Below are 20,129 nucleotides of genomic sequence, written 5' to 3' on the forward strand. Positions count from 1 at the left end.
ATGGACTTAGCCAACCTCAACGCCTTTATTGCCATCGCCGAGACCGGCAGTTTCTCCGGAGCCGGCGAGCGCCTGCACCTCACCCAGCCCGCTATCAGCAAGCGTATTGCCGGGCTGGAACAACAGCTCAATGTGCGCCTCTTCGACCGGCTGGGCCGTGAAATTGGCCTGACCGAAGCCGGCCGGGCGCTGCTGCCCCGGGCCTATCAGATTCTCAACGTGCTCGACGACACCCGCCGCGCGCTGACCAATCTGACCGGCGAAGTGACCGGGCGGCTGACCCTCGCCACCAGTCACCACATCGGCTTGCATCGCCTGCCCTCCTTATTAAGGGAATTCACCCGACGCTACCCACAGGTGGCATTGGATATTCAGTTCCTTGATTCGGAAGTGGCCTACGAGGAAATCCTTCACGGTCGCGCGGAACTCGCCGTCATCACCCTCGCCCCCGAGCCCCACGCACTGGTAAGGGCCAAGCCGGTGTGGGACGACCCGCTGGATTTCGTCGTAGCGCCGGAACACGCGCTGCTGGAAAACGGCGCAGTGAGCCTGGCGGACATCGCCTTGCATCCGGCGGTGTTCCCTGGCGGCAATACCTTCACCCATCACATCGTCCAGCGACTGTTCGAAGCCCAAGGCCTGACACCGAACATCGCCATGAGCACGAATTATCTGGAAACCATAAAGATGATGGTCTCCATCGGCCTGGCCTGGAGCGTCCTGCCGCGCACCATGCTCGACGAACAGGTGGCGCGCATTCCTTTGCCGGGCATACAGCTCAGTCGCCAGCTAGGCTATATCGTGCACACCGAACGGACGCTGTCGAATGCAGCACGGGCTTTCATGGCTCTACTGGACGCACAAATCGATCTGCCAGGGACAAGGGCATAAGTTGTGCTACTCCTATAGGGCCACTACGCCTGTGCATCACACCCACCCGCCCAAGGCCCGCTAGAGAATGCCCAAACCCGCCGACCATCTTCCGCCCCTGCCGCGTATCCAGGCGCTCGACCCGAAGCGGTCCGAGCAAAGCTGGGACAGCGCGCCACAGCTGCTGGCCGCCCTGAACGGAGCGCGGCTGGGGGCCTGGTCGTGGGACATCGATACCGGGCAGATCAGTTGGTCCCGAGGCACCCAGGCACTGTTCGGCTTCGATCCGCGCCAACCGTTACCCGCCGACGTGGACTACCTCGATCTGTTGCTGCCCGAGGACCGGGCCCGGGCCATGCGCGCGTTTCACGCGGCGGTGGCCGGCGCACCGCTCGAGCAGGCCATGCACCACCGAATCGTCTGGCCCGACGGCAGCCTGCATTGGCTGGAAATCAGCGGCAGCGTATTGCCCGACAAACATGGCCGTCCACGCATGATCGGGGTCATTCGCGAGATCACTCACCAGCGCGAACGGGAACAGGCGCTGCGCAGCTCGGAAAAACGCTTCGCCACGCTTTTTCATCTTTGCCCGAACATGGTCTTGCTGACCCGCCAGGAGGACGGCCTGATCAGCGAAGCCAACCAGTATTTCGAAAGCCTGTTCGGCTGGCCGGTTCACGATGTGATTGGCCGCACCACTCTGGAACTGGGCCTGTGGGTCGACCCCAGGCAACGGGCGAAGCTGGTGGAGGCGACCAAGGCCAAAGGCGAACTGGTGAGCATGGAAGTGGAGTTCCGGGCCAGTAACGGCCAGGTCCACAACGGCATCCTCAGCGCGCAGAAAGTCGAACTCGAAGGCCAACCGTACCTGCTGAGCACGTTCCTGGACACCACCGAGCGCAAACTCGCCGAACAGGCCCTCAAGGACAGCCAGGAACGCCTGGACCTGGCCCTCGACTCGGCGCAACTGGGCACTTGGGACTGGCACATTCCCAGCGGCATGCTCTACGGTTCGGCCCGGGCCGCGCAGCTCCATGGCCTGGAGCCCAAAGCCTTTCATGAATCGTTCGACGCGTTTTTCGAGGGCGTACCCACCGAAGAACGCAACAACATGCGCAACGCCTACCGCAGCCTGCGCGAAGGCCCGGCGGGCAACTATCAATTGACCTATCGCGTGCAGCTGCCGGACGGCAGCTCACGCTATCTTGAGAGCCGCGCCCGCCTCTACCGCGACGACGACGGCAGCCCCTTGCGCATGGCCGGCACTTTGCTCGACATCACCGATCAGGTGGAGCGCGAACAGAGCCTGGCGGCATCGGAAGAAAAATTCGCCACACTGTTCCAGGTCAGCCCCGACCCGATCTGCGTGACCCACCAGGACGATGGCAGATTCCTGGAAATCAACTCCAGCTTCACCCAGACCTTCGGCTGGGCGGCCAGCGACGTCATCGGCCGCAGCGCCGACGAGATTGGTCTTTGGGATGCGTCCGGCAGCAGCCTGCAACGCATCGAACGGGTGATCCGCGAGCAATCGCTGAGCAATGTTGCCATCGTCGTCCACCACAAGAACGGCCAGCCGCTGACCTGCGTGATTTCCAGCCGGCAGATCCACGTCGGCAACCAGCCCTGCATCGTCACCACCCTGCGGGACATCACCCAGCAGCAGCGTTCCGAGGTGGCGCTCAAGGCCAGCGAGGAAAAATTCGCCAAGGCTTTCCACTCCAGCCCTGACGCCATCACCATCACTGAATGCGAAAGCGGCCGCTACCTTGAGGTCAACGACGGTTTCTGCCGCCTCACCGGCTATCGCGCCGACGAAGTGGTCGGCCACACAGTGTACGAAGTCGGCATCTGGGCCGAGGAAAAACAACGCACGGCGCTGCTGGCAGAGCTACAGCTCAAGGGCCGGGTCGTGCATCAGGAAATGCTCGGGCGCAACAAGCGTGGGGAAATCCTCACGGTGGAAGTGTCGGTGGAACCCATCACGCTCAACGAGACCGCCTGTCTGCTGCTGACAGCCCGGGACGTCAGCCTGCTGCGCAACGCCGAAGCGCAGATCCGCCACCTGGCCTATCACGACCCACTCACCAACCTGCCCAACCGGGCGTTGTTGATGGACCGCTTGAGCCAGCAGATCGCCTTGCTCAAGCGCCACAGCCTTCGCGGAGCCCTGCTGTTCCTCGACCTGGACCACTTCAAGCACATCAATGACTCCCTCGGCCATCCGGTGGGCGATACGGTGCTGAAGATCATCACCGCACGCCTCGAAGCCAGCGTGCGCCTCGAAGACACCGTGGCGCGGCTGGGTGGCGACGAGTTCGTGGTACTGCTCAGCGGCCTCGAAGGCACACGGGCCGCGGTCAGCGAACAGGTACAGAACCTGGCCGACACCCTGCGTGACCTGCTCTCGGAACCGATGTTCCTGGACGGCCAACGGCTTCAAGTTACCCCCAGCATTGGCATGGCGCTGATTCCGGACCACGGCTCCACCCCGACCGACCTGCTCAAGCGCGCCGACATTGCCCTCTACCGCGCCAAGGACTCGGGGCGCAACACCTCGCAGATGTTCCACGCCACCATGCAAAAAGCCGCGAGCGAGCGACTGCGCATGGAAACCGACTTGCGCCAGGCCCTGGCTCGCAACGAGTTCAGTTTGCATTTCCAGCCCCAGATCGATGCCCGGGACAACCGCATCATCGGCGCCGAAGCCCTGGTCCGTTGGAATCATCCGGACCTGGGTGCGCAGTCGCCCAACGAGTTCATCAAGGTACTGGAAGACAGCGGCTTGATCCTGGAGGTCGGGACCTGGATCCTTGATGAAGCCTGCAACGGCTTCAAGCACTTGATCGCCAAGGGCAAGGTCGATCCGCAGCGCTTCAAATTGTGCGTCAACATCAGCCCACGGCAGTTTCGCCAGAGTGATTTCGTCGAACGCATCGAAAGCAGCCTCTCCCGTCACGGCCTGCCCTATTGCGTGCTCAAACTGGAAATCACCGAAGGCATCGTAATCCAGAACCTGGACGACACCATCGGCAAGATGCGTCGCCTCAAGAAACTGGGCGTGAGCTTCGCCATGGATGATTTCGGCACGGGATACTCGTCGCTGACGTACCTCAAACGCCTACCGGTCGACACGTTGAAAATCGATCAATCCTTCGTGCGGGACGCCACCAGCGACCCCAACGACGCCGAAATCATCCGCGCCATCGTGGCCATGGCCCGTAGCCTGAACCTGGAAATGATCGCCGAAGGGGTGGAAACGCTGGAACAATTGCAGTTCCTGCAGGGGCTCGATTGTCATTTGTACCAGGGTTACCTGCACAGCCGGCCGTTGCCGCTGGAGGCGTTTGAGCGGTTGTTGCCCTAATTCTGAACCGCAATACAAGACGGGCTTTTGTGGCGAGGGGATTTATCCCCGCTGGGTTGCGAAGCAGCCCCAAAAAAGAACAGACGACGCTGTTTAGCCTGACACGCCGAGGCGACGGCTTTTAGGGCTGCTTCGCAGCCCAGCGGGGATAAATCCCCTCGCCACGATTAATCTTCCACCGATCTCAAAAACGAAGAAGGGCGCCATTCGGCGCCCTTCTTCAATTGCGATGGATCAATTCTCCAGCGCGGGTTTTTGCTGCGCACCGTTGATCGGGATGCGCTTGGCTTTCGCCTCTTCCGGTACCACGCGCAACAGGTCGATGCTCAACAGACCGTTGCTCAGGCCGGCGGCCTTGATCTCGATATGATCCGCCAACCGGAAGGACAGCTTGAACGCCCGCTGGGCGATGCCTTGGTGCAGGTAGGTCACGCTGTCGTTGCTGGCCTCGCGCTTGCCGCCGCTGATGGTCAGCACACCTTTTTCCACTTGCAGGTCCAGGTCTTCTTCCCGGAACCCGGCAGCGGCGACTACGATGCGGTATTCGTCATCGCCGTGTTTTTCCACGTTGTAAGGTGGATAACTGCTGCCCGGTTCGTTGCGCAGTGCGGTTTCGAACAGGTCGTTGAAACGGTCGAAGCCCACCGAGGAACGGAACAGAGGGGCCAGCGAAAATGCAGTACTCATGATTCAAATCTCCTGAAAGTTCAGCAAGGTTTTTTGTCTCCGCGACCCGAATTCGGCATCGCGTACCCCCTATCTAGGGTCCGCCAAAAACTTTTCAAGAGCTTTTCCTGAGATTTTTTTCAGGCCGCTTCGGTGCGCTGCACACCCAATAAATGGCCCACCGCATCCAGTTCCGTTTCCCGCCGTAGCGCGCCGAACAACTCCACGGCTTCGGGGTAATTGCGGGTCAGCATGGCCAGCCATTGCTTCAAGCGACCCGGCGCCTGGCGAGGGGTCAATTGCTCCACTACCTGTACCCAGAAATCCTGGAGCATCGGTTGCAGGTCGGCCCAAGACATCTCGATAACCTCTTCACCCGCCCGGGCGGCGGCGATCTGCCGCGCCAGGTCGGGACGGGAGACCAGTCCACGGCCGAGCATTATGTCTGCGACACCGCTGATTTCCCGGCACCGACGCCAGTCATCGACGCACCAGATATCGCCGTTGGCGAACACCGGCACCTTGACCACTTCCTGGACGCGGGGAATCCACTCCCAGTGGGCCGGTGGCTTATAGCCGTCGACCTTGGTCCGCGCATGCACGACGATGTGCGCCGCGCCGCCCTCGGCCAGCGCCGTGGCGCAGACCAGCGCGCCGTCCGGGCTGTCGAAACCCAGGCGCATCTTCGCCGTAACCGGAATGTGCTTGGGCACCGCACGACGGACATGTTCCACGATTTCGTTGAGCAGCTCTGGCTCCTTGAGCAACACCGCCCCGCCCCGTGACTTGTTCACTGTCTTGGCCGGGCACCCGAAATTCAAATCGATCACCTCGGAGCCCAGCTCGCAGGCCAGCGCCGCGTTTTCCGCCAGGCATACCGGGTCGGAACCGAGCAACTGCACACGCAGGGGCACACCCGCCGCTGTTTGGGCACCGGTCAACAGTTCAGGGGCAAGCTTATGGAAATAGGCCGGCGTGAGCAGACGGTCGTTGACGCGAATGAACTCGGTGACGCACCAATCGATGCCGCCAACACGGGTCAGGACGTCCCGCAGGATGTTGTCGACCAACCCCTCCATGGGCGCCAAGGCAATTTGCATGGGAAACACACTCAACGAAAAAACGTGCAGCAGTTTAGCGGATTTCCTTCACAAAATCGGAATCCACCACGAATCACTGTGGGAGCGAGCCTGCTCGCGATGGCGGTGTATCAGCTTGGGAAGATGCTGGATGTGCCGCCGCCATCGCGAGCAAGCTCGCTCCCACACCGACTCCAAGGCGCCCACAAAACCGGAATCCACCACCAAACCCTGTGGGAGCGAGCCTGCTCGCGATGGCGGTGGGTCAGTCTATAAAGAGGTCAGATGAATTCAGCGCCACGCCATAACCTTCGATGAACTCCGGCGGCATGCGCTTGGGCCGGCCGGTAGACAGTTCGATGCAAACGAAAGTGGTCTGGGCCCGCAGCAATGTGGTGTTATCACTGGGACGGACCAGCTGGAAATGCCGGGTCATTTTCAGGCGCTGGTCCCAGTCGACGATCCAGGTCGCCAACTGCAATTCGTCGCCCTCGTAGGCGGCCGCCAGATAATCGATTTCATGCCGCACCACCGCCATGGCCCGATCCAGTCGCCGGTATTCCACCAGATCCAGGCCCAGGCGCTGGGAATGCCGCCACGCGCAACGCTCCAGCCAGGTGACGTACACCGCGTTGTTGGCGTGGCCTAGCCCATCGATATCTTCTGGATTGACCTGAAGATCAATAATGAACGGCGTTGCCCGATCCCAGCCCATGCCCCTCTCCCGGTCGAATTTGGATCGGGGCAGTGTAACGGAAGCTCAAGCCGATTGCCGCGCTTGCAAGCTGCGCCCCGCCAGCAGTGATAACACGCCATCAATGACACGGGGATCGGCCAGGACTCGCTGGTGTCCACCCTCGGACAACCGCAGCAAGCGACTGTCGAACCAGGCTTCATGGATCAGTTGCGATTCCCTGACCGAAACCGACGTATCGTCCTCGGCATGGACAATCAACCCTGGAATATCCAGTTGGTATTGCGCAACATCCATCTTCGAAGCCTGCATGCCCACATCCTGCTCCACCTGGCGAATGAACGCCGAGCGGGCCCTGGCGGGCATTCCCATCATCCGGGCGAACCCACGCAGCACGCCGAGGATCCGCGCAGGCGCGGCGATGCTGACCAGCGTCTCGGTCCGCAAGCCCAACTGGACCGCCAGCATGGCACTGGCGCCACCCATGGAGTGACCGATCACCGCTTGCAGCGGTGGCAACTCAGCTGCGGCTTCGAGCATCGCCCGGGCAAACAACAGGACGTTGGCTTCGTGGCCCGGCGAGCGACCATGGGCCGGTCCGTCCAGCGCCACCACGGTATAACCGGCATCCACCAGCGCGGTTATCAAGGCCGCGAACTGCGTCGGCCGTCCTTCCCAGCCATGCATCAGCAGGACCGCCGGGCCTTTGCCCCAGCGCAAGGCAGACAGGCCGAAGCGCAAGGTGATGCGCTCGGACGAGGCAAGCAATGGCAACTCCCAGGCCCTCGGTGGCAGGTTGCGTGGACTCATGAAGACCCTGCGCATTTTCTTCGCCACCAGGCGCGGTGCTATCCAACCAAGGGTGCCATTGACGCCACGAATCCAGCTCAACCTGTCCATGCTCATCTCCAGGGCTTGCGCCTTAGCTCAGCGCACCGCCGACTTGGCGGCGCGCAGCAAACGATCCGATAACTCACCCGGGCCCAATGCCCGTGCCAGCGCCAGGCCGCCGACCATCAAGGCAATGTCAGCCAGGGCTTTGTCCGCGTCTTCGGGGCTGGCGGCCAATTGCGCGACCATCAGCTCGATATGCTCATTGAGCACCTCACGAAATGCATCCGGCAGCCGCCCGAGCTCGCCGACCGATGCCGGAATCGGACACGCCTGCTCGGTTGAATCGCGGTGCTTGCGCGACAAGTAGAAGGCCGCGACCAAGGCGCGCCGTTCTTCACCCGTCAGCTCGGCATCCATGTCAGCGATCAAGCCACGGCGGCGGTTCAGCAACTGCTTGAACGCCTCCAGCATCAAGGCGTCCTTGCTTTCGAAATGAGCGTAGAAACCACCCACCGTCAGCCCGGCCGCCCCCATCACCTCGCCCACGCTCGGCTCGGCCGGCCCGCGCTGGATCAGCGCATCGCTGGCGGCCTTGAGAATGCGTTCGCGGGTCTGTGCTTTTTTATCGCTCATCGTTGCCTCCGAATATTACGATTGAAATATTATTCTCATAATAAATTTTCGCAAGCGAAATGTTGACCGCCGGTCAGAAGTATTTTCAGGAGAATAGGAAATTGGCTGAACGCCAGGCAAACAAAAGGGCCATTCAAGAATTGAATGACCCTTATAAAATCCCGCAGAGCGGGTAATCGTGGCGTCCCCTAGGGGACTCGAACCCCTGTTACCGCCGTGAAAGGGCGGTGTCCTAGGCCACTAGACGAAGGGGACACAAACCTTCTTACTTGATCAGCGCTGAGAACTGATCGATTCAAGGCCGGAGTGGCCAGACCTTGAACCTGAGATTGGTGGAGCTAGACGGGATCGAACCGTCGACCTCTTGCATGCCATGCAAGCGCTCTCCCAGCTGAGCTATAGCCCCGGATTTTTCGCCTCGCGGCGGAGCGACATCTTGCAACATCGCTTCTGTAAAACTGGCGTCCCCTAGGGGACTCGAACCCCTGTTACCGCCGTGAAAGGGCGGTGTCCTAGGCCACTAGACGAAGGGGACGCAAACCCTTCTATACAACTGATCAACGCTGAGAGTTGATCGCTTCAAGGCCGGTGTGGCCAGGCCTTGAAGTGTAAATTGGTGGAGCTAGACGGGATCGAACCGTCGACCTCTTGCATGCCATGCAAGCGCTCTCCCAGCTGAGCTATAGCCCCTCATCGCTGAGGACGGGGCGAATCTTAAGGGCGTATCGGAGGGCTGTCAAATTTATTTTCAAAGAATTTGAAAATTTTTTGCCGGGATAACAATCACTTACCGACAAACCCCGGAAAACCGGGGCACGCCCTCCTCCATCAGCCGCTTAAGCGATCGCGCCCAGCAGCTTTTCCCACTCCTTGTTCTCCTTCTTGGACACGCCACCGAGCAGATCGATGGCCTGGCGCAGGCGGAAACGGGTCAGGTCCGGCCCGAGGATTTCCATGGCATCGAGCACCGACACCGAGCTCGCCTGGCCAGTAATGGCGGCAAACATCAGCGGCATCGCGTCGCGCAGTTTCAACTCCAGGGATTCGACCACTGCCTGAATCGTCGCGGTGATGCTGTCCTTTTCCCACTGGCGCAGGCTTTCGAGCTTCCAGAGGATCAATTGCATCAACTGCCGCACCTGGTCGCCCGAAAGCTTCTTGGATTCGAACAGCTTCGCATCGGGGGTCACGCCACCGGCAAAGAAGAACCCGGCCAATGGCGCGATCTGGCTGAACGTCTCGACCCTGCCCTGCACGTGCGGGGCAATCTTCATCATGTATTCAGGGTTGAACGCCCACTTCTGCACGCGCGCGGCGAACTCTTCCACAGGCAGGTCGCGCAGCCATTGGCCGTTGAGCCAGGACAATTTCTCGACGTCGAAGATCGGCCCGCCCAGGGAAACACGCGAAAGGTCGAAGTGTTCGACCATTTCCTGCAGCGAGAACTTCTCGCGCTCGTCGGGCATCGACCAGCCCATGCGCCCCAGGTAGTTGAGCATCGCCTCGGGCATGAAGCCCATGCGCTCGTAGAAGGTCACCGAGGTCGGGTTCTTGCGCTTGGACAGCTTGCTCTTGTCCGGATTGCGTAGCAGCGGCATGTAGCACAACTGCGGTTGCTCCCAGCCGAAGTACTCGTAAAGCAGGATCAGTTTCGGCGCCGACGGCAGCCACTCCTCACCGCGCAGGACGTGGGTGATGCCCATCAGGTGGTCGTCGACCACGTTGGCCAGGAAGTACGTCGGCAGGCCGTCGGTCTTCATCAGCACTTGCATGTCCATGCGGTCCCATGGGATCTCGACATCGCCACGCAGCATGTCCGGCACCACGCAGACGCCCTCGGTCGGCACCTTCATGCGGATCACATGGGGCTCGCCAGCGGCCAGGCGACGGGCGACTTCTTCCTTGGACAGCAGCAGCGCGCGACCGTCATAGCGCGGGGTTTCGCCACGGGCGATCTGCTCGGCGCGCATCTGGTCGAGCTCTTCGGCGGTGCAGAAACAAGGGAATGCGTGCCCCATGTCCACCAGTTGCTGACAGTACTGCTTGTAGATCTCGCCGCGCTCGCTCTGGCGATACGGGCCATGCGGGCCGCCAACATCCGGGCCTTCGCTCCAGTCGATGCCGAGCCAGCGAAGGGCGTCGAAAATCTGCTGTTCCGACTCGCGGGTCGAGCGCAACTGATCGGTGTCCTCGATCCGCAGGATGAACTCACCACCGTGCTGCTTGGCAAAGCAATAGTTGAACAAGGCGATGTAAGCGGTGCCGACATGGGGATCGCCAGTGGGCGAAGGCGCGATGCGGGTACGGACGGTGGTCATGGCATGTCTCGGAAAGAAGATAAAAGCGAAGATCAAACAGGGGGTGAATGGTAACAGGCGATGGTGGGCAGGCTCCAGTGAGAGGCCGATTTGAGTAAAGCCTGCCAGACCGAGTCGCCCTCATCGCGAGCAGGCTCGCTCCCACAGGAAACCGAGTTGTCTGGACTGGATGCGGTCCACTGTGGGAGCGAGCCTGCTCCGGGCGGCGTTCCGACGATGAGGCCTTCGAAGCCACTGCAAGAGTCAGACAGTCAGCAACCGCTCGCGCAACTTGCCAATCTCATCGCGCAACTGCGCCGCGGCCTCGAACTCCAGGTCACGGGCCAGTTGGTACATCTTCTCTTCCAATTGCCGGATACGCTTGGTGATTTCGCTCGGCGAGCGCAGTTCGGCTTCGTAGCGGGCGCTTTCCTCGGCGGCTTTGGCCATGCCCTTGCGTTTCTTGCTGCGCGAGCCAGGCACCGTGGCGCCTTCCATGATATCGGCGACGTCCTTGAACACGCCTTTAGGCGTAATGCCATTGGCCAGGTTGAAGGCGATCTGCTTGTCGCGGCGGCGCTCGGTCTCGCCGATAGCCCGCTCCATGGACCCGGTGATGCGATCGGCATACAAAATCGCGCGACCGTTGAGGTTTCGCGCCGCGCGACCGATGGTCTGGATCAACGAGCGCTCGGAGCGCAGGAAACCTTCCTTGTCAGCGTCGAGGATCGCCACCAGCGACACCTCCGGCATGTCCAGGCCCTCGCGCAGCAGGTTGATGCCCACCAACACGTCGAAAGTGCCCAGGCGCAGGTCGCGGATGATCTCGACCCGCTCCACCGTGTCGATGTCCGAGTGCAGGTAACGCACCCGCACGCCATGGTCTGCCAGGTAATCGGTGAGGTCTTCGGCCATGCGCTTGGTGAGCGTGGTGACCAGCACCCGCTCTTCCAAGGCCACGCGTTTCGTGATTTCCGACAGCAAATCATCGACCTGGGTCAGTGCCGGGCGCACCTCGACCTGCGGGTCCACCAGCCCCGTCGGCCGCACTACTTGCTCGACCACGCGACCGGCATGCTCGGCCTCGTAATTGCCAGGAGTGGCCGAGACGAAAATCGTCTGCGGGCTGACGCTTTCCCATTCGTCGAAACGCATCGGCCGGTTATCCAGTGCCGAGGGCAGGCGGAAACCATATTCCACCAGGGTTTCCTTGCGCGAACGGTCGCCTTTGTACATGGCGCCAACTTGCGGCACGCTGACGTGGGACTCGTCGATCACCAGCAGGGCGTCAGGCGGCAGGTAGTCGTACAAAGTGGGCGGCGGCGCGCCCGCCGGACGGCCCGAGAGGTAGCGCGAGTAGTTCTCGATGCCGTTGCAGTAACCCAATTCCAGGATCATTTCCAGGTCGAAGCGGGTCCGCTGCTCCAGGCGTTGGGCCTCCACCAGCTTGTTGTTCGAACGCAGGTATTCCAGGCGTTCTTGCAGCTCGGCCTTGATCCCCTCGATGGCGCCCAGCAAGGTTTCCCGTGGCGTTACGTAGTGGCTCTTGGGATAGAAGGTGAAGCGCGGCATCTTGCGGATCACTTCGCCGGTCAGCGGATCGAAGGCCGAGATGCTTTCCACTTCGTCGTCGAACAGCTCGATGCGGATCGCTTCCAGGTCCGACTCTGCCGGGTAGATGTCGATCACATCACCCCGCACCCGGAACGTCGCCCGGGCAAAATCCATGTCGTTGCGGGTGTACTGCAAATCCGCCAGGCGCCGGAGCAAGGCGCGCTGGTCGAGCTTATCGCCCCGATCCACGTGCAGCACCATCTTCAAGTACGTTTCCGGGCTGCCCAAGCCATAGATGCACGACACCGTGGTGACGATGATCGCGTCCTTGCGCTCGAGCAACGCCTTGGTCGCCGACAGCCGCATCTGCTCGATGTGGTCGTTGATCGAGGCGTCCTTTTCGATGAAGGTGTCCGACGACGGCACATACGCTTCGGGCTGGTAGTAGTCGTAGTAGGAAACGAAGTATTCCACCGCGTTGTTCGGAAAAAATGCCTTGAACTCGCCGTACAACTGCGCCGCCAGCGTCTTGTTCGGCGCCAGCACCAGCGTCGGGCGCTGCACCTGGGCGATCACGTTGGCGATGCTGAAAGTCTTGCCCGAGCCGGTCACACCCAGCAACGTCTGGTGCGCCAGCCCGGCCTCGATGCCTTCGACCATCAGGCGGATGGCTTCCGGCTGATCGCCGGCGGGCTGGAAGCGGGTGACTAGCTGGAATTCAGACATAACATAACCCCTGGGTTCACTCCTGTCGGCCAGCCGACGGGAACGAGGAAGACCGAATTGACTGACGTCGGCCGATGAAAAAGCTGGAATTCACACAATGTGGAGGTGAATGCCTTCGCTTTCAAGACGAGCGTCCTACACGCCTTGCAGACTTTGACGCGGCGAAGGGACTAACGGTCGAAAAAAAACGAAAATACTTACGGTAAAGACCGATTAGCCTGTCGCCCTGCCCGGTGATGGCCTCTATACTAGCTCCCCGTTTGTGCACCGCTCTAGTGCATCCGGCTGGAGCGCGACACGTCCCCTCACTCTCCATTCAGAGCCGCGCACTAATGAGCCTGTTTTCCGCTGTCGAATTGGCACCACGCGACCCCATCCTGGGCCTCAACGAAGCTTTCAACGCCGACACCCGTACCAACAAGGTCAACCTGGGCGTAGGTGTTTACTGCAACGAGGAAGGGCGCATTCCATTGCTGCGCGCCGTGGTTGAAGCCGAGACGATTCGCGTGGCTCAGCACGTGTCCCGTGGCTACCTGCCGATCGACGGCATCGCCGCCTATGACCAGGCGGTCCAGACCCTGCTGTTTGGCAAGGACTCCCCGCTGATCGCTTCGGGCCGCGTCATCACTACCCAGGCCGTGGGCGGCACTGGCGCGCTGAAGATCGGCGCCGACTTCCTCAAGCAACTGCTGCCAGACGCGGTCGTGGCCATTAGCGACCCAAGCTGGGAAAACCACCGCGCCCTGTTCGAAACCGCCGGTTTCCCAGTACAGAACTATCGCTACTACGACGCCGCCACCCACGACGTGAACCGCAGCGGCCTGCTGGAAGACCTCAACGCCCTGCCCGACCGCTCGATCGTTGTGCTGCACGCCTGCTGCCACAACCCGACCGGCGTGGACCTGAGCCCCGAAGACTGGAAAAACGTGCTGGCCGTGGTCAAGGCCAAGAACCACGTGCCGTTCCTGGACATGGCCTACCAGGGCTTTGGCAAGAGTATTGATGAAGACGCCGCGGCGGTGCGCCTGTTCGCCGAGTCGGGCCTGACCTTCTTCGCCTCCAGTTCGTTCTCCAAGTCGTTCTCGCTGTATGGCGAGCGCGTCGGCGCCTTGTCGATCGTCAGCGAGTCGAAGGAAGAAAGTGCCCGCGTCCTGTCCCAGGTCAAGCGCGTGATCCGCACCAACTACTCCAACCCGCCAACCCACGGCGCCAGCATCGTCGCCGCCGTGCTCAACAGCCCTGAGTTGCGGGCCCAGTGGGAAGAAGAACTGGCCGAGATGCGCCTGCGCATCCGCGGCATGCGCGACCAGATGGTGGACATGCTGGCCAAGGCCGCGCCGCACCACGACTTCAGCTTCGTCGCACGCCAGAGCGGGATGTTCTCCTACTCCGGCCTGACCGTTGAACAAGTGACGCGCCTGCGCAACGAGTTCGGCATCTATGCCCTGGACACCGGCCGCATCTGCGTGGCCGCGCTGAACCAGAACAACATCGATGCGGTAACCAAGGCCATCGTCCAGGTGATCTGACACCCCGGCGCTGGATGAAAAGCGGGAAGCCATCGAGCTTCCCGTTTTTTTTGGGTGCCCCCTGTGGCCAGGGATTTATCCCCTCGCCACAATGGTCAGCGTCCGGCCGGTAATGTGTGGAGCAGTAACATTTGCTACCTGAACACCTCAACCAGGAAAATCCCGCCCAGTCATCAACCCAAGCTTGACTTCTCTTTTCCAATCAGTAACATACGCGTCATTCCGCGATAGCTCAGTTGGTAGAGCAAGTGACTGTTAATCACTGGGTCCCTGGTTCGAGTCCAGGTCGTGGAGCCAGACAGCAAAAATCAAAGCCCTTGAATCGAAAGATTCAGGGGCTTTTTTATGGGCGCCTTTCGGCGGTCAGAGCCCGCTGAAGGCCGTAGAGCGCCTGTCTGAGGTCGCTACCAGAACAATAATTTGGCGCCAATGCGGCATCATGGTCTGAATCCTGCTTTGTTTTTCCCAATCCCAAGCTGTCACCTGAGCGTCATGGCCGTGCCGCAAACTGTCCCGGTCCGCCATTGCAGCTTCATAACAACAAGGACGAAACCATGCCAACACAAAACCCTCACCGCATCGTGGGACTGTGCACCTCGAGCAAGGTGTACAACGCACTGACCGAGCTCAAGCACCTGGAAGGCCACCGCAGCGCCAAGTTCCTCTCCCTGCTCGCGGAGAGCCTGGTCCGCAAGGGCCTGCTCAACGAGCAGGAAGTGGTGCATATGCTGGACCTGGTGGTCGATTGAGCGGCATCGATTCCTACTATTGAAGCCGTTGATTTTTCCCCATCCTTCATGAGACGTAAGGTAGCCCCATCGATTGATGGAGGTTTCCCATGCCCAAGGTTCAAATCATGTCTGTCATTGGCAGCGCCGTCCCCGCCCCGCTCAGGGAACGAGGCCTGCTGGCTTGCTGGTATCTGGTGCAGGACGGCGTGACCATCAGCGGTCCGCTGACTTCACTGCCCGCTGCCCAGGCCATGTCGCAACGCATCGGTCCCTATCTGCTGCGCGCCTAAGGCAATTGCACCCGAGGCGTATTTTCGACGAACAACGCCCAGCACGACAGGAACAGTGCCGCGATCAACGGGCCGATGACGAAGCCGTTCAGGCCAAACACCGCCAGCCCGCCCAGTGTCGAGACCAGGACCATGTAGTCGGGCATCTTGGTGTCCTTGCCCACCAGGATCGGCCGCAGGAAGTTATCCACCAGGCCGATCACGAATACACCGAACAGGGTCAGCACGACGCCCTGCCAGATCGCCCCGGACAGCAGGAAATACACCGCCACCGGCGCCCAGACGATGCCCGCTCCCACGGCTGGCAGCAGCGACAGGAACGCCATCAGCACCGCCCAGGGCAGCACTGTCGGAATGCCAAGCACCCAAAAGATCAAGCCGCCCAGTGCGCCCTGGGTAATCGCTACCAACAGGTTGCCTTTCACCGTCGCCCGCACCACCCGGTTGAATTTCAACTGCAGGCGGCGCTTCTGGTGCTCCGCCAATGGCACGGCAAAGCGAACCTTGCGCACCAGTTCCGGACCGTCGCGCAGGAAAAAGAACAGCAGGTAGAGCATCACGAAAAAGCTCACCAGGAATTGGAACGTCCCCTGGCCGAAACTGAACGCCTGGGTGGCGAAGAATTCGCTGCCCTGCATCGCGCTCTTGACGATCTTGTCCCGCAACCCGCTCAGGTTGCCCAGGCCAAAACGGTCCAGCAGGTGCTGGAAGTACGGGGGCAATGCTTCCTTGAAGCGGGCCAGGTAATCGGCAACGTCCAGCTCGCCACTTTCCAGGCTCTTGTAGAGTGCCGCGCCTTCCTGGACCAGCAAGGTGCTGATGACGATGACCGGCAAGACAGCGATCAGCATGCAACTGGTCAGGGTCAGCAGCGTCGTGAGGTTGCGCGGCCAGTTGAGTTTCAATTGCAGCCGCCGCTGCAGCGGCGCGAAGACGATGCCCAGGATGACGGCCCAGAACACCGCTCCGTAGAACGGCAGCAGGATCCAGACGAAGGCGATGCTGACCAGGATCAGCAGCAACATCTGCGATTTGTTTTGGAGGTTCTTGCGGTTCATTTGCTTTCCATGTCCTTGGCAGATACACATTAGTCCGCCAGGACTCGCCGGAGTGCCGTCGCGTCTGCTGCGCGCCATGAACACAAATCAATACCGCCTGGCCGGACGTGGCCTACCCCGCCGCTTTTCGACCCGACATTGCGGTGGATGTGCCGTTCGGCGTGTTGATACAGGGTGCGCGAGCCATAGCCCAGGCACTGATCCGGCAATGCAGGCGGCGAAGAACAACTGTGGGAGCGCGCTTGCTCGCTCCCACAGGATGACCGACAGAAACTGCCGAAGGCTGCGATCCTCCGCTTCCGATAGGGCCTGGCAAGCCAGGCGGCACATCTGGATCGAAAGCGAAAGATCGCAGCCTTCGGCAGCTCCTGCTGCCCGAATCAGATCCGGAACTGCCCCACCAGCTTGCCCAGGCGCTGGCCCAGGTCGGCCAGGCTGCGGGAGGTCTGGGCGCCGAGTTGGGTTTCGTCGGCAACGCTGTCCACGGCCACGGCGATCTGGTGAACGCTGCGGTTGATTTCTTCGGCTACCGCGGTCTGTTCTTCGGCGGCACTGGCGATCTGGGCGTTCATCGAGTTGATGGTGCCGATCAGCTGCGCCATGGTGTCCAGTGAAGCGCCGGCCTCATTGGCCCGTTCCGACGTGCCGTCGCCGGCCTCACTGGAACGGCGCATCGCTTCCACCGCCGCATGGGTGCCGGACTGCAACCGGTCGATCATCCCTTGAATTTCCTGGGTGCTTTGCTGGGTCCGGCTGGCCAGGGCACGGACTTCATCGGCGACCACCGCGAAACCGCGTCCCGCTTCGCCGGCCCGCGCGGCCTCGATGGCGGCGTTAAGGGCCAGCAGGTTTGTCTGCTCGGCGATCGAACGAATCACTCCCAGGACACTGACGATCGAGGCCACGTCCTGTTGCAGACTGTCCAAGGACACGCCGCTGCTGCGGATATCGTTCACCAACGCATGGATCTGCTGGATACTGCCGGCCACCACGCGCTTGGCCGACTGGCCTTCTTCGTCGGTCTGCTGGGCCGCGACGGCGGCGCCCTGGGCACTGCGGGCGACTTCCTGGGCGGCGGAGGACATCTCGTTGATCGCGGTGGCGACCTGGTCGGTTTCGTGGCGCTGGCGTTCCATGGCCTGCTCTGAACGCTGGGCTTGCTCGGAGACTTGCGTCACCAGCCCGGTCAGCTGCGAGGTCATGTCGGTGATCTGCCGCACCAGGCCGTGGATCTTGTCGACGAAACGGTTGAACGAACCGGCCAGTTGGCCCAGTTCATCCTGGCTGGTAATCGCCAGGCGCCGGGTCAGATCGCCCTCTCCCGCCGCGATGTCGTCGAGGTTGTCCTTCATCAGGTGCAACGGACGCAGGATGGTGTTGGCGAGCACCAGGCCCACCACCGCGATCACCAGCAACACCACGGCGGCAATCCCGACGATGCTGAGGATCACGCCTTGCAGCCGATCGTGGACCTTGGCTTCCACCAACGCCACCTGACCTTCGATGCCATCCAGATTCACCGAGCTGCCCACCGCCAGGTCCCACTTGGACAAGTATTCGGTGTAGCCGAGCTTCGGCACCAGGTCTTTGCTGCCCGGCAGCGGCGAGCTGTATTCGAGGTAATGCGTGCCGTCCTTGGCGACTTTCACCAGGTCACGGTTGACGTAGACACCGTTCGGATCGCGGTTGTCCTTGAAACTCTTGCCCACACCATCAGGGCTGTTGGCCTTGAACAGACGAATGGTCTCGGAGTCGTAGCCGAAGAAATAGCCGTCCTTGCCGTAGCTGATATTGGACAGCAACTTGATCGCCTGGGCACGCGCCTCGTTATCGCCGGGCGCGGCGGCATCGTAGAGCGGCTTGATGGCCGTCAGCCCGACCGCGACATAATTCTGTAGGGTGGCCTTGGCCTCGCTGAGCAGGCGCTCGCGGGTTTGCTGGACTTCTTTGCTGGCCTGTTCCTTCAAGATGAACGCAGTGGTCAGGCTGATGATCACGGCGGACAGCAATACCGGCAGTATTGCCAGGGACAGGACTTTAGCCTTCAAGCTCAGGCGCATGCTGTTCACTCTTGTAGGTTTTATGGTGTGGTTAGCTGGGTTAACGGCAGCCCACGGCAAAACTGTAGGACAAGGTGAACAGTCAGTTGGCAGGGTCGCTGAATTCAAGGGCCCCATCGCGAGCAAGCTCGCTTCCACAGGAAAATGCGATCCAATGTGGGAGCGAGCCTGCTCGCGATGAACGCAACGCGGTCTTGGCCTACAACACCATCGCCGCCACCCAACCAAACACCAGCAACGGCAGGTTGTAATGGATGAAGGTCGGAACCACGGTGTCCCAGATGTGGTGATGCTGGCCGTCGATGTTCAGGCCGGAGGTCGGGCCCAGCGTCGAGTCCGAGGCAGGCGAGCCGGCATCGCCCAAGGCGCCGGCGGTGCCGACGATGCAGACGATCGCCAGCGGGCTGAAACCCAGTTGCAGGCACAGCGGCACAAAGATAGTCGCCAGGATCGGCACCGTGGAGAACGACGAGCCGATGCCCATGGTCACCAACAATCCCACCAGCAACATCAGCAATGCGCCGACGCCCTTGTTGTGGCCGATCCAGGCCGCCGAGGTTTCAACCAGGCTCTGGACTTCACCGGTGGCTTTCATCACCTCGGCGAACCCCGACGCGGCGATCATGATGAAGCCGATCATCGCCATCATCTTCATGCCTTCGGTGAACAGGTCATCGGTCTCGCGCCAACGCACCACACCCGAGACAGAAAAGATCAGGAAGCCGGCCAGGGCGCCGATGATCATCGAGTCGAGCAGCAGCTGGATGGCAAAGGCCGCCGCGATCGCCAACCCCGCCACCAACAGGCTGAGCGGGTTATAGCGCACCGCCACCTGCTCGGCGCGAGCGATTTTCTTCAGGTCATAGACGCGTTTCTTGCGATAGGTGATAAACGACAGCGCCAGGCCAAACACCATGCCCAGCGCCGGGATGCCCATGGCGTGGGTGATGTTGATGCCGCTGACGTCCACGCCACTTCTCGCGACGTTGGCCAACAGGATCTCGTTAAGGAAAATATTGCCGAAGCCCACCGGCAGGAACATATAGGGCGTGATCAGGCCGAAGGTCATGACGCAGGCGATCAACCGGCGGTCCATCTGCAACTTGGTCAGTACATATAAAAGTGGCGGCACCAGCAGCGGGATGAAGGCGATGTGGATCGGCAGGATATTCTGTGAAGCGACCGCGACGGTACCCAGCAGGCCGATCAGCACCCACTTGACGCCCGTGCCGCCGGCGGCGTCCTGGCGGTCGACCATGGCCAGGGCTTTGTCGGCCAAGGCGTGAGCCATGCCGGACTTGGCGATCGCCACGGCGAAAGCACCCAGCAATGCGTAGGACAACGCCACCGTAGCGCCGCCGCCCAGGCCTGCATTGAACGCCTTGAGCGTCGCCTCGATCCCCAGGCCGCCCGTCAGGCCGCCCACCAATGCGCCGACGATCAGCGCGATCACCACATGCACGCGGGACAGGCTGAGCACCAGCATGACGCCAACCGCCGCAATTACTGCATTTATCATCGTTACCTCAAAGCACAGCGATGGAAAGCCACCGGACAAAAAGGTCGCGACTTTGCAGGAAGCGGCGGCAAGCTGCAAGGGTCATGCGGCGGGTTTCGCATTCACTGCCGATCCAGTGTGGGAGCGAGCTTGCTCGCGATGGCGGTGGGTCAGTTGATATTCATTTGGCTGAACTGACGCTATCGCGAGCAAGCTCGCTCCCCCAGGGCTCAGCGGCACCAT

The 20,129-nt window shown here is 61.3% G+C and carries 15 protein-coding genes, 5 tRNA genes and 1 pseudogene; 6 read left to right on the forward strand and 15 right to left on the reverse strand.

Annotated features, from left to right (window positions below):
- Positions 1-891, forward strand: a complete 891-nt coding sequence (locus tag DOCECA_RS13790; RefSeq protein ID WP_420765683.1) for a LysR family transcriptional regulator — start codon at positions 1-3, stop codon at positions 889-891.
- A 67-nt stretch (positions 892-958) separates the two neighbouring features.
- Positions 959-4,237: a PAS domain S-box protein gene (locus DOCECA_RS13795; protein ID WP_445570687.1), complete on the forward strand. Its 3,279-nt coding sequence runs from the start codon at positions 959-961 to the stop codon at positions 4,235-4,237.
- Positions 4,238-4,471: 234 nt separating this feature from the next.
- On the opposite strand, the gene DOCECA_RS13800 is transcribed toward DOCECA_RS13795, so the two are convergent.
- The 11 genes from DOCECA_RS13800 to uvrB all read right to left on the reverse strand — a co-directional run bounded on the left by DOCECA_RS13800 (position 4,472) and on the right by uvrB (position 12,720).
- Positions 4,472-4,924, reverse strand: a complete 453-nt coding sequence (locus tag DOCECA_RS13800; protein WP_420765681.1) for an Hsp20 family protein — start codon at positions 4,922-4,924, stop codon at positions 4,472-4,474.
- Positions 4,925-5,043: 119 nt separating this feature from the next.
- Positions 5,044-6,003, reverse strand: coding sequence for a tRNA dihydrouridine synthase (locus DOCECA_RS13805; protein WP_445570688.1), 960 nt, complete (start codon positions 6,001-6,003; stop codon positions 5,044-5,046).
- Between the two features lie 244 nt (positions 6,004-6,247).
- Positions 6,248-6,697: an acyl-CoA thioesterase gene (locus DOCECA_RS13810; RefSeq protein ID WP_434606889.1), complete on the reverse strand. Its 450-nt coding sequence runs from the start codon at positions 6,695-6,697 to the stop codon at positions 6,248-6,250.
- Between the two features lie 45 nt (positions 6,698-6,742).
- Positions 6,743-7,576: an alpha/beta fold hydrolase gene (locus DOCECA_RS13815; RefSeq protein WP_434606891.1), complete on the reverse strand. Its 834-nt coding sequence runs from the start codon at positions 7,574-7,576 to the stop codon at positions 6,743-6,745.
- Between the two features lie 27 nt (positions 7,577-7,603).
- The gene (locus DOCECA_RS13820) at positions 7,604-8,143 is read right to left on the reverse strand and encodes a TetR/AcrR family transcriptional regulator (RefSeq protein ID WP_039593946.1); all 540 of its coding nucleotides are present in this window, start codon (positions 8,141-8,143) and stop codon (positions 7,604-7,606) included.
- Between the two features lie 179 nt (positions 8,144-8,322).
- Positions 8,323-8,398, reverse strand: a tRNA-Glu gene (locus DOCECA_RS13825).
- A gap of 75 nt (positions 8,399-8,473) precedes the next feature.
- A tRNA-Ala gene (locus DOCECA_RS13830) sits at positions 8,474-8,549 on the reverse strand.
- 53 nt (positions 8,550-8,602) lie between these two features.
- Positions 8,603-8,678, reverse strand: a tRNA-Glu gene (locus DOCECA_RS13835).
- Positions 8,679-8,757: 79 nt separating this feature from the next.
- Positions 8,758-8,833, reverse strand: a tRNA-Ala gene (locus tag DOCECA_RS13840).
- 146 nt (positions 8,834-8,979) lie between these two features.
- Complete coding sequence (gene gltX / locus DOCECA_RS13845; protein WP_039593947.1) at positions 8,980-10,461, reverse strand: glutamate--tRNA ligase; 1,482 nt, start codon at positions 10,459-10,461, stop codon at positions 8,980-8,982.
- A 243-nt stretch (positions 10,462-10,704) separates the two neighbouring features.
- On the reverse strand, positions 10,705-12,720 hold the full coding sequence (gene uvrB, locus DOCECA_RS13850) for an excinuclease ABC subunit UvrB (RefSeq protein WP_434606894.1): 2,016 nt from the start codon (positions 12,718-12,720) through the stop codon (positions 10,705-10,707).
- A gap of 332 nt (positions 12,721-13,052) precedes the next feature.
- On the opposite strand from uvrB, the gene DOCECA_RS13855 reads away from it, so the two are divergent.
- From DOCECA_RS13855 to DOCECA_RS13870, 4 genes are all read left to right on the forward strand, one after another.
- Positions 13,053-14,249 carry an amino acid aminotransferase gene (locus tag DOCECA_RS13855; protein WP_445570689.1) on the forward strand — a complete coding sequence of 399 codons (1,197 nt, stop codon included), beginning with the start codon at positions 13,053-13,055 and terminating at the stop codon, positions 14,247-14,249.
- Positions 14,250-14,470: 221 nt separating this feature from the next.
- Positions 14,471-14,546: transfer RNA gene (locus DOCECA_RS13860), tRNA-Asn, on the forward strand.
- Positions 14,547-14,803: 257 nt separating this feature from the next.
- Entirely contained in the window at positions 14,804-14,998 is a 195-nt protein-coding gene (locus DOCECA_RS13865; RefSeq protein ID WP_420765674.1) for a hypothetical protein, read from the forward strand.
- Positions 14,999-15,087: 89 nt separating this feature from the next.
- Positions 15,088-15,270, forward strand: coding sequence for a hypothetical protein (locus tag DOCECA_RS13870; protein ID WP_434606899.1), 183 nt, complete (start codon positions 15,088-15,090; stop codon positions 15,268-15,270).
- Here DOCECA_RS13870 and DOCECA_RS13875 read toward each other — a convergent pair.
- The 4 genes and pseudogenes from DOCECA_RS13875 to DOCECA_RS13890 all read right to left on the reverse strand — a co-directional run bounded on the left by DOCECA_RS13875 (position 15,267) and on the right by DOCECA_RS13890 (position 19,904).
- Positions 15,267-16,328: an AI-2E family transporter gene (locus DOCECA_RS13875; protein WP_420765672.1), complete on the reverse strand. Its 1,062-nt coding sequence runs from the start codon at positions 16,326-16,328 to the stop codon at positions 15,267-15,269. The genes DOCECA_RS13870 and DOCECA_RS13875 overlap by 4 nt on opposite strands.
- A 380-nt stretch (positions 16,329-16,708) precedes the next feature.
- A complete protein-coding gene (locus DOCECA_RS13880; RefSeq protein ID WP_371914218.1) occupies positions 16,709-17,530 on the reverse strand; it encodes a methyl-accepting chemotaxis protein in 822 nt (273 codons plus the stop codon).
- An 84-nt stretch (positions 17,531-17,614) separates the two neighbouring features.
- Positions 17,615-18,505 (reverse strand): annotated as a pseudogene (locus tag DOCECA_RS13885) (cache domain-containing protein); the annotation flags it as partial.
- 82 nt (positions 18,506-18,587) lie between these two features.
- On the reverse strand, positions 18,588-19,904 hold the full coding sequence (locus DOCECA_RS13890) for a Na+/H+ antiporter family protein (protein WP_420765919.1): 1,317 nt from the start codon (positions 19,902-19,904) through the stop codon (positions 18,588-18,590).
- Positions 19,905-20,129: the final 225 nt, after the last annotated feature.

This window comes from Pseudomonas sp. E102 (assembly GCF_052660185.1).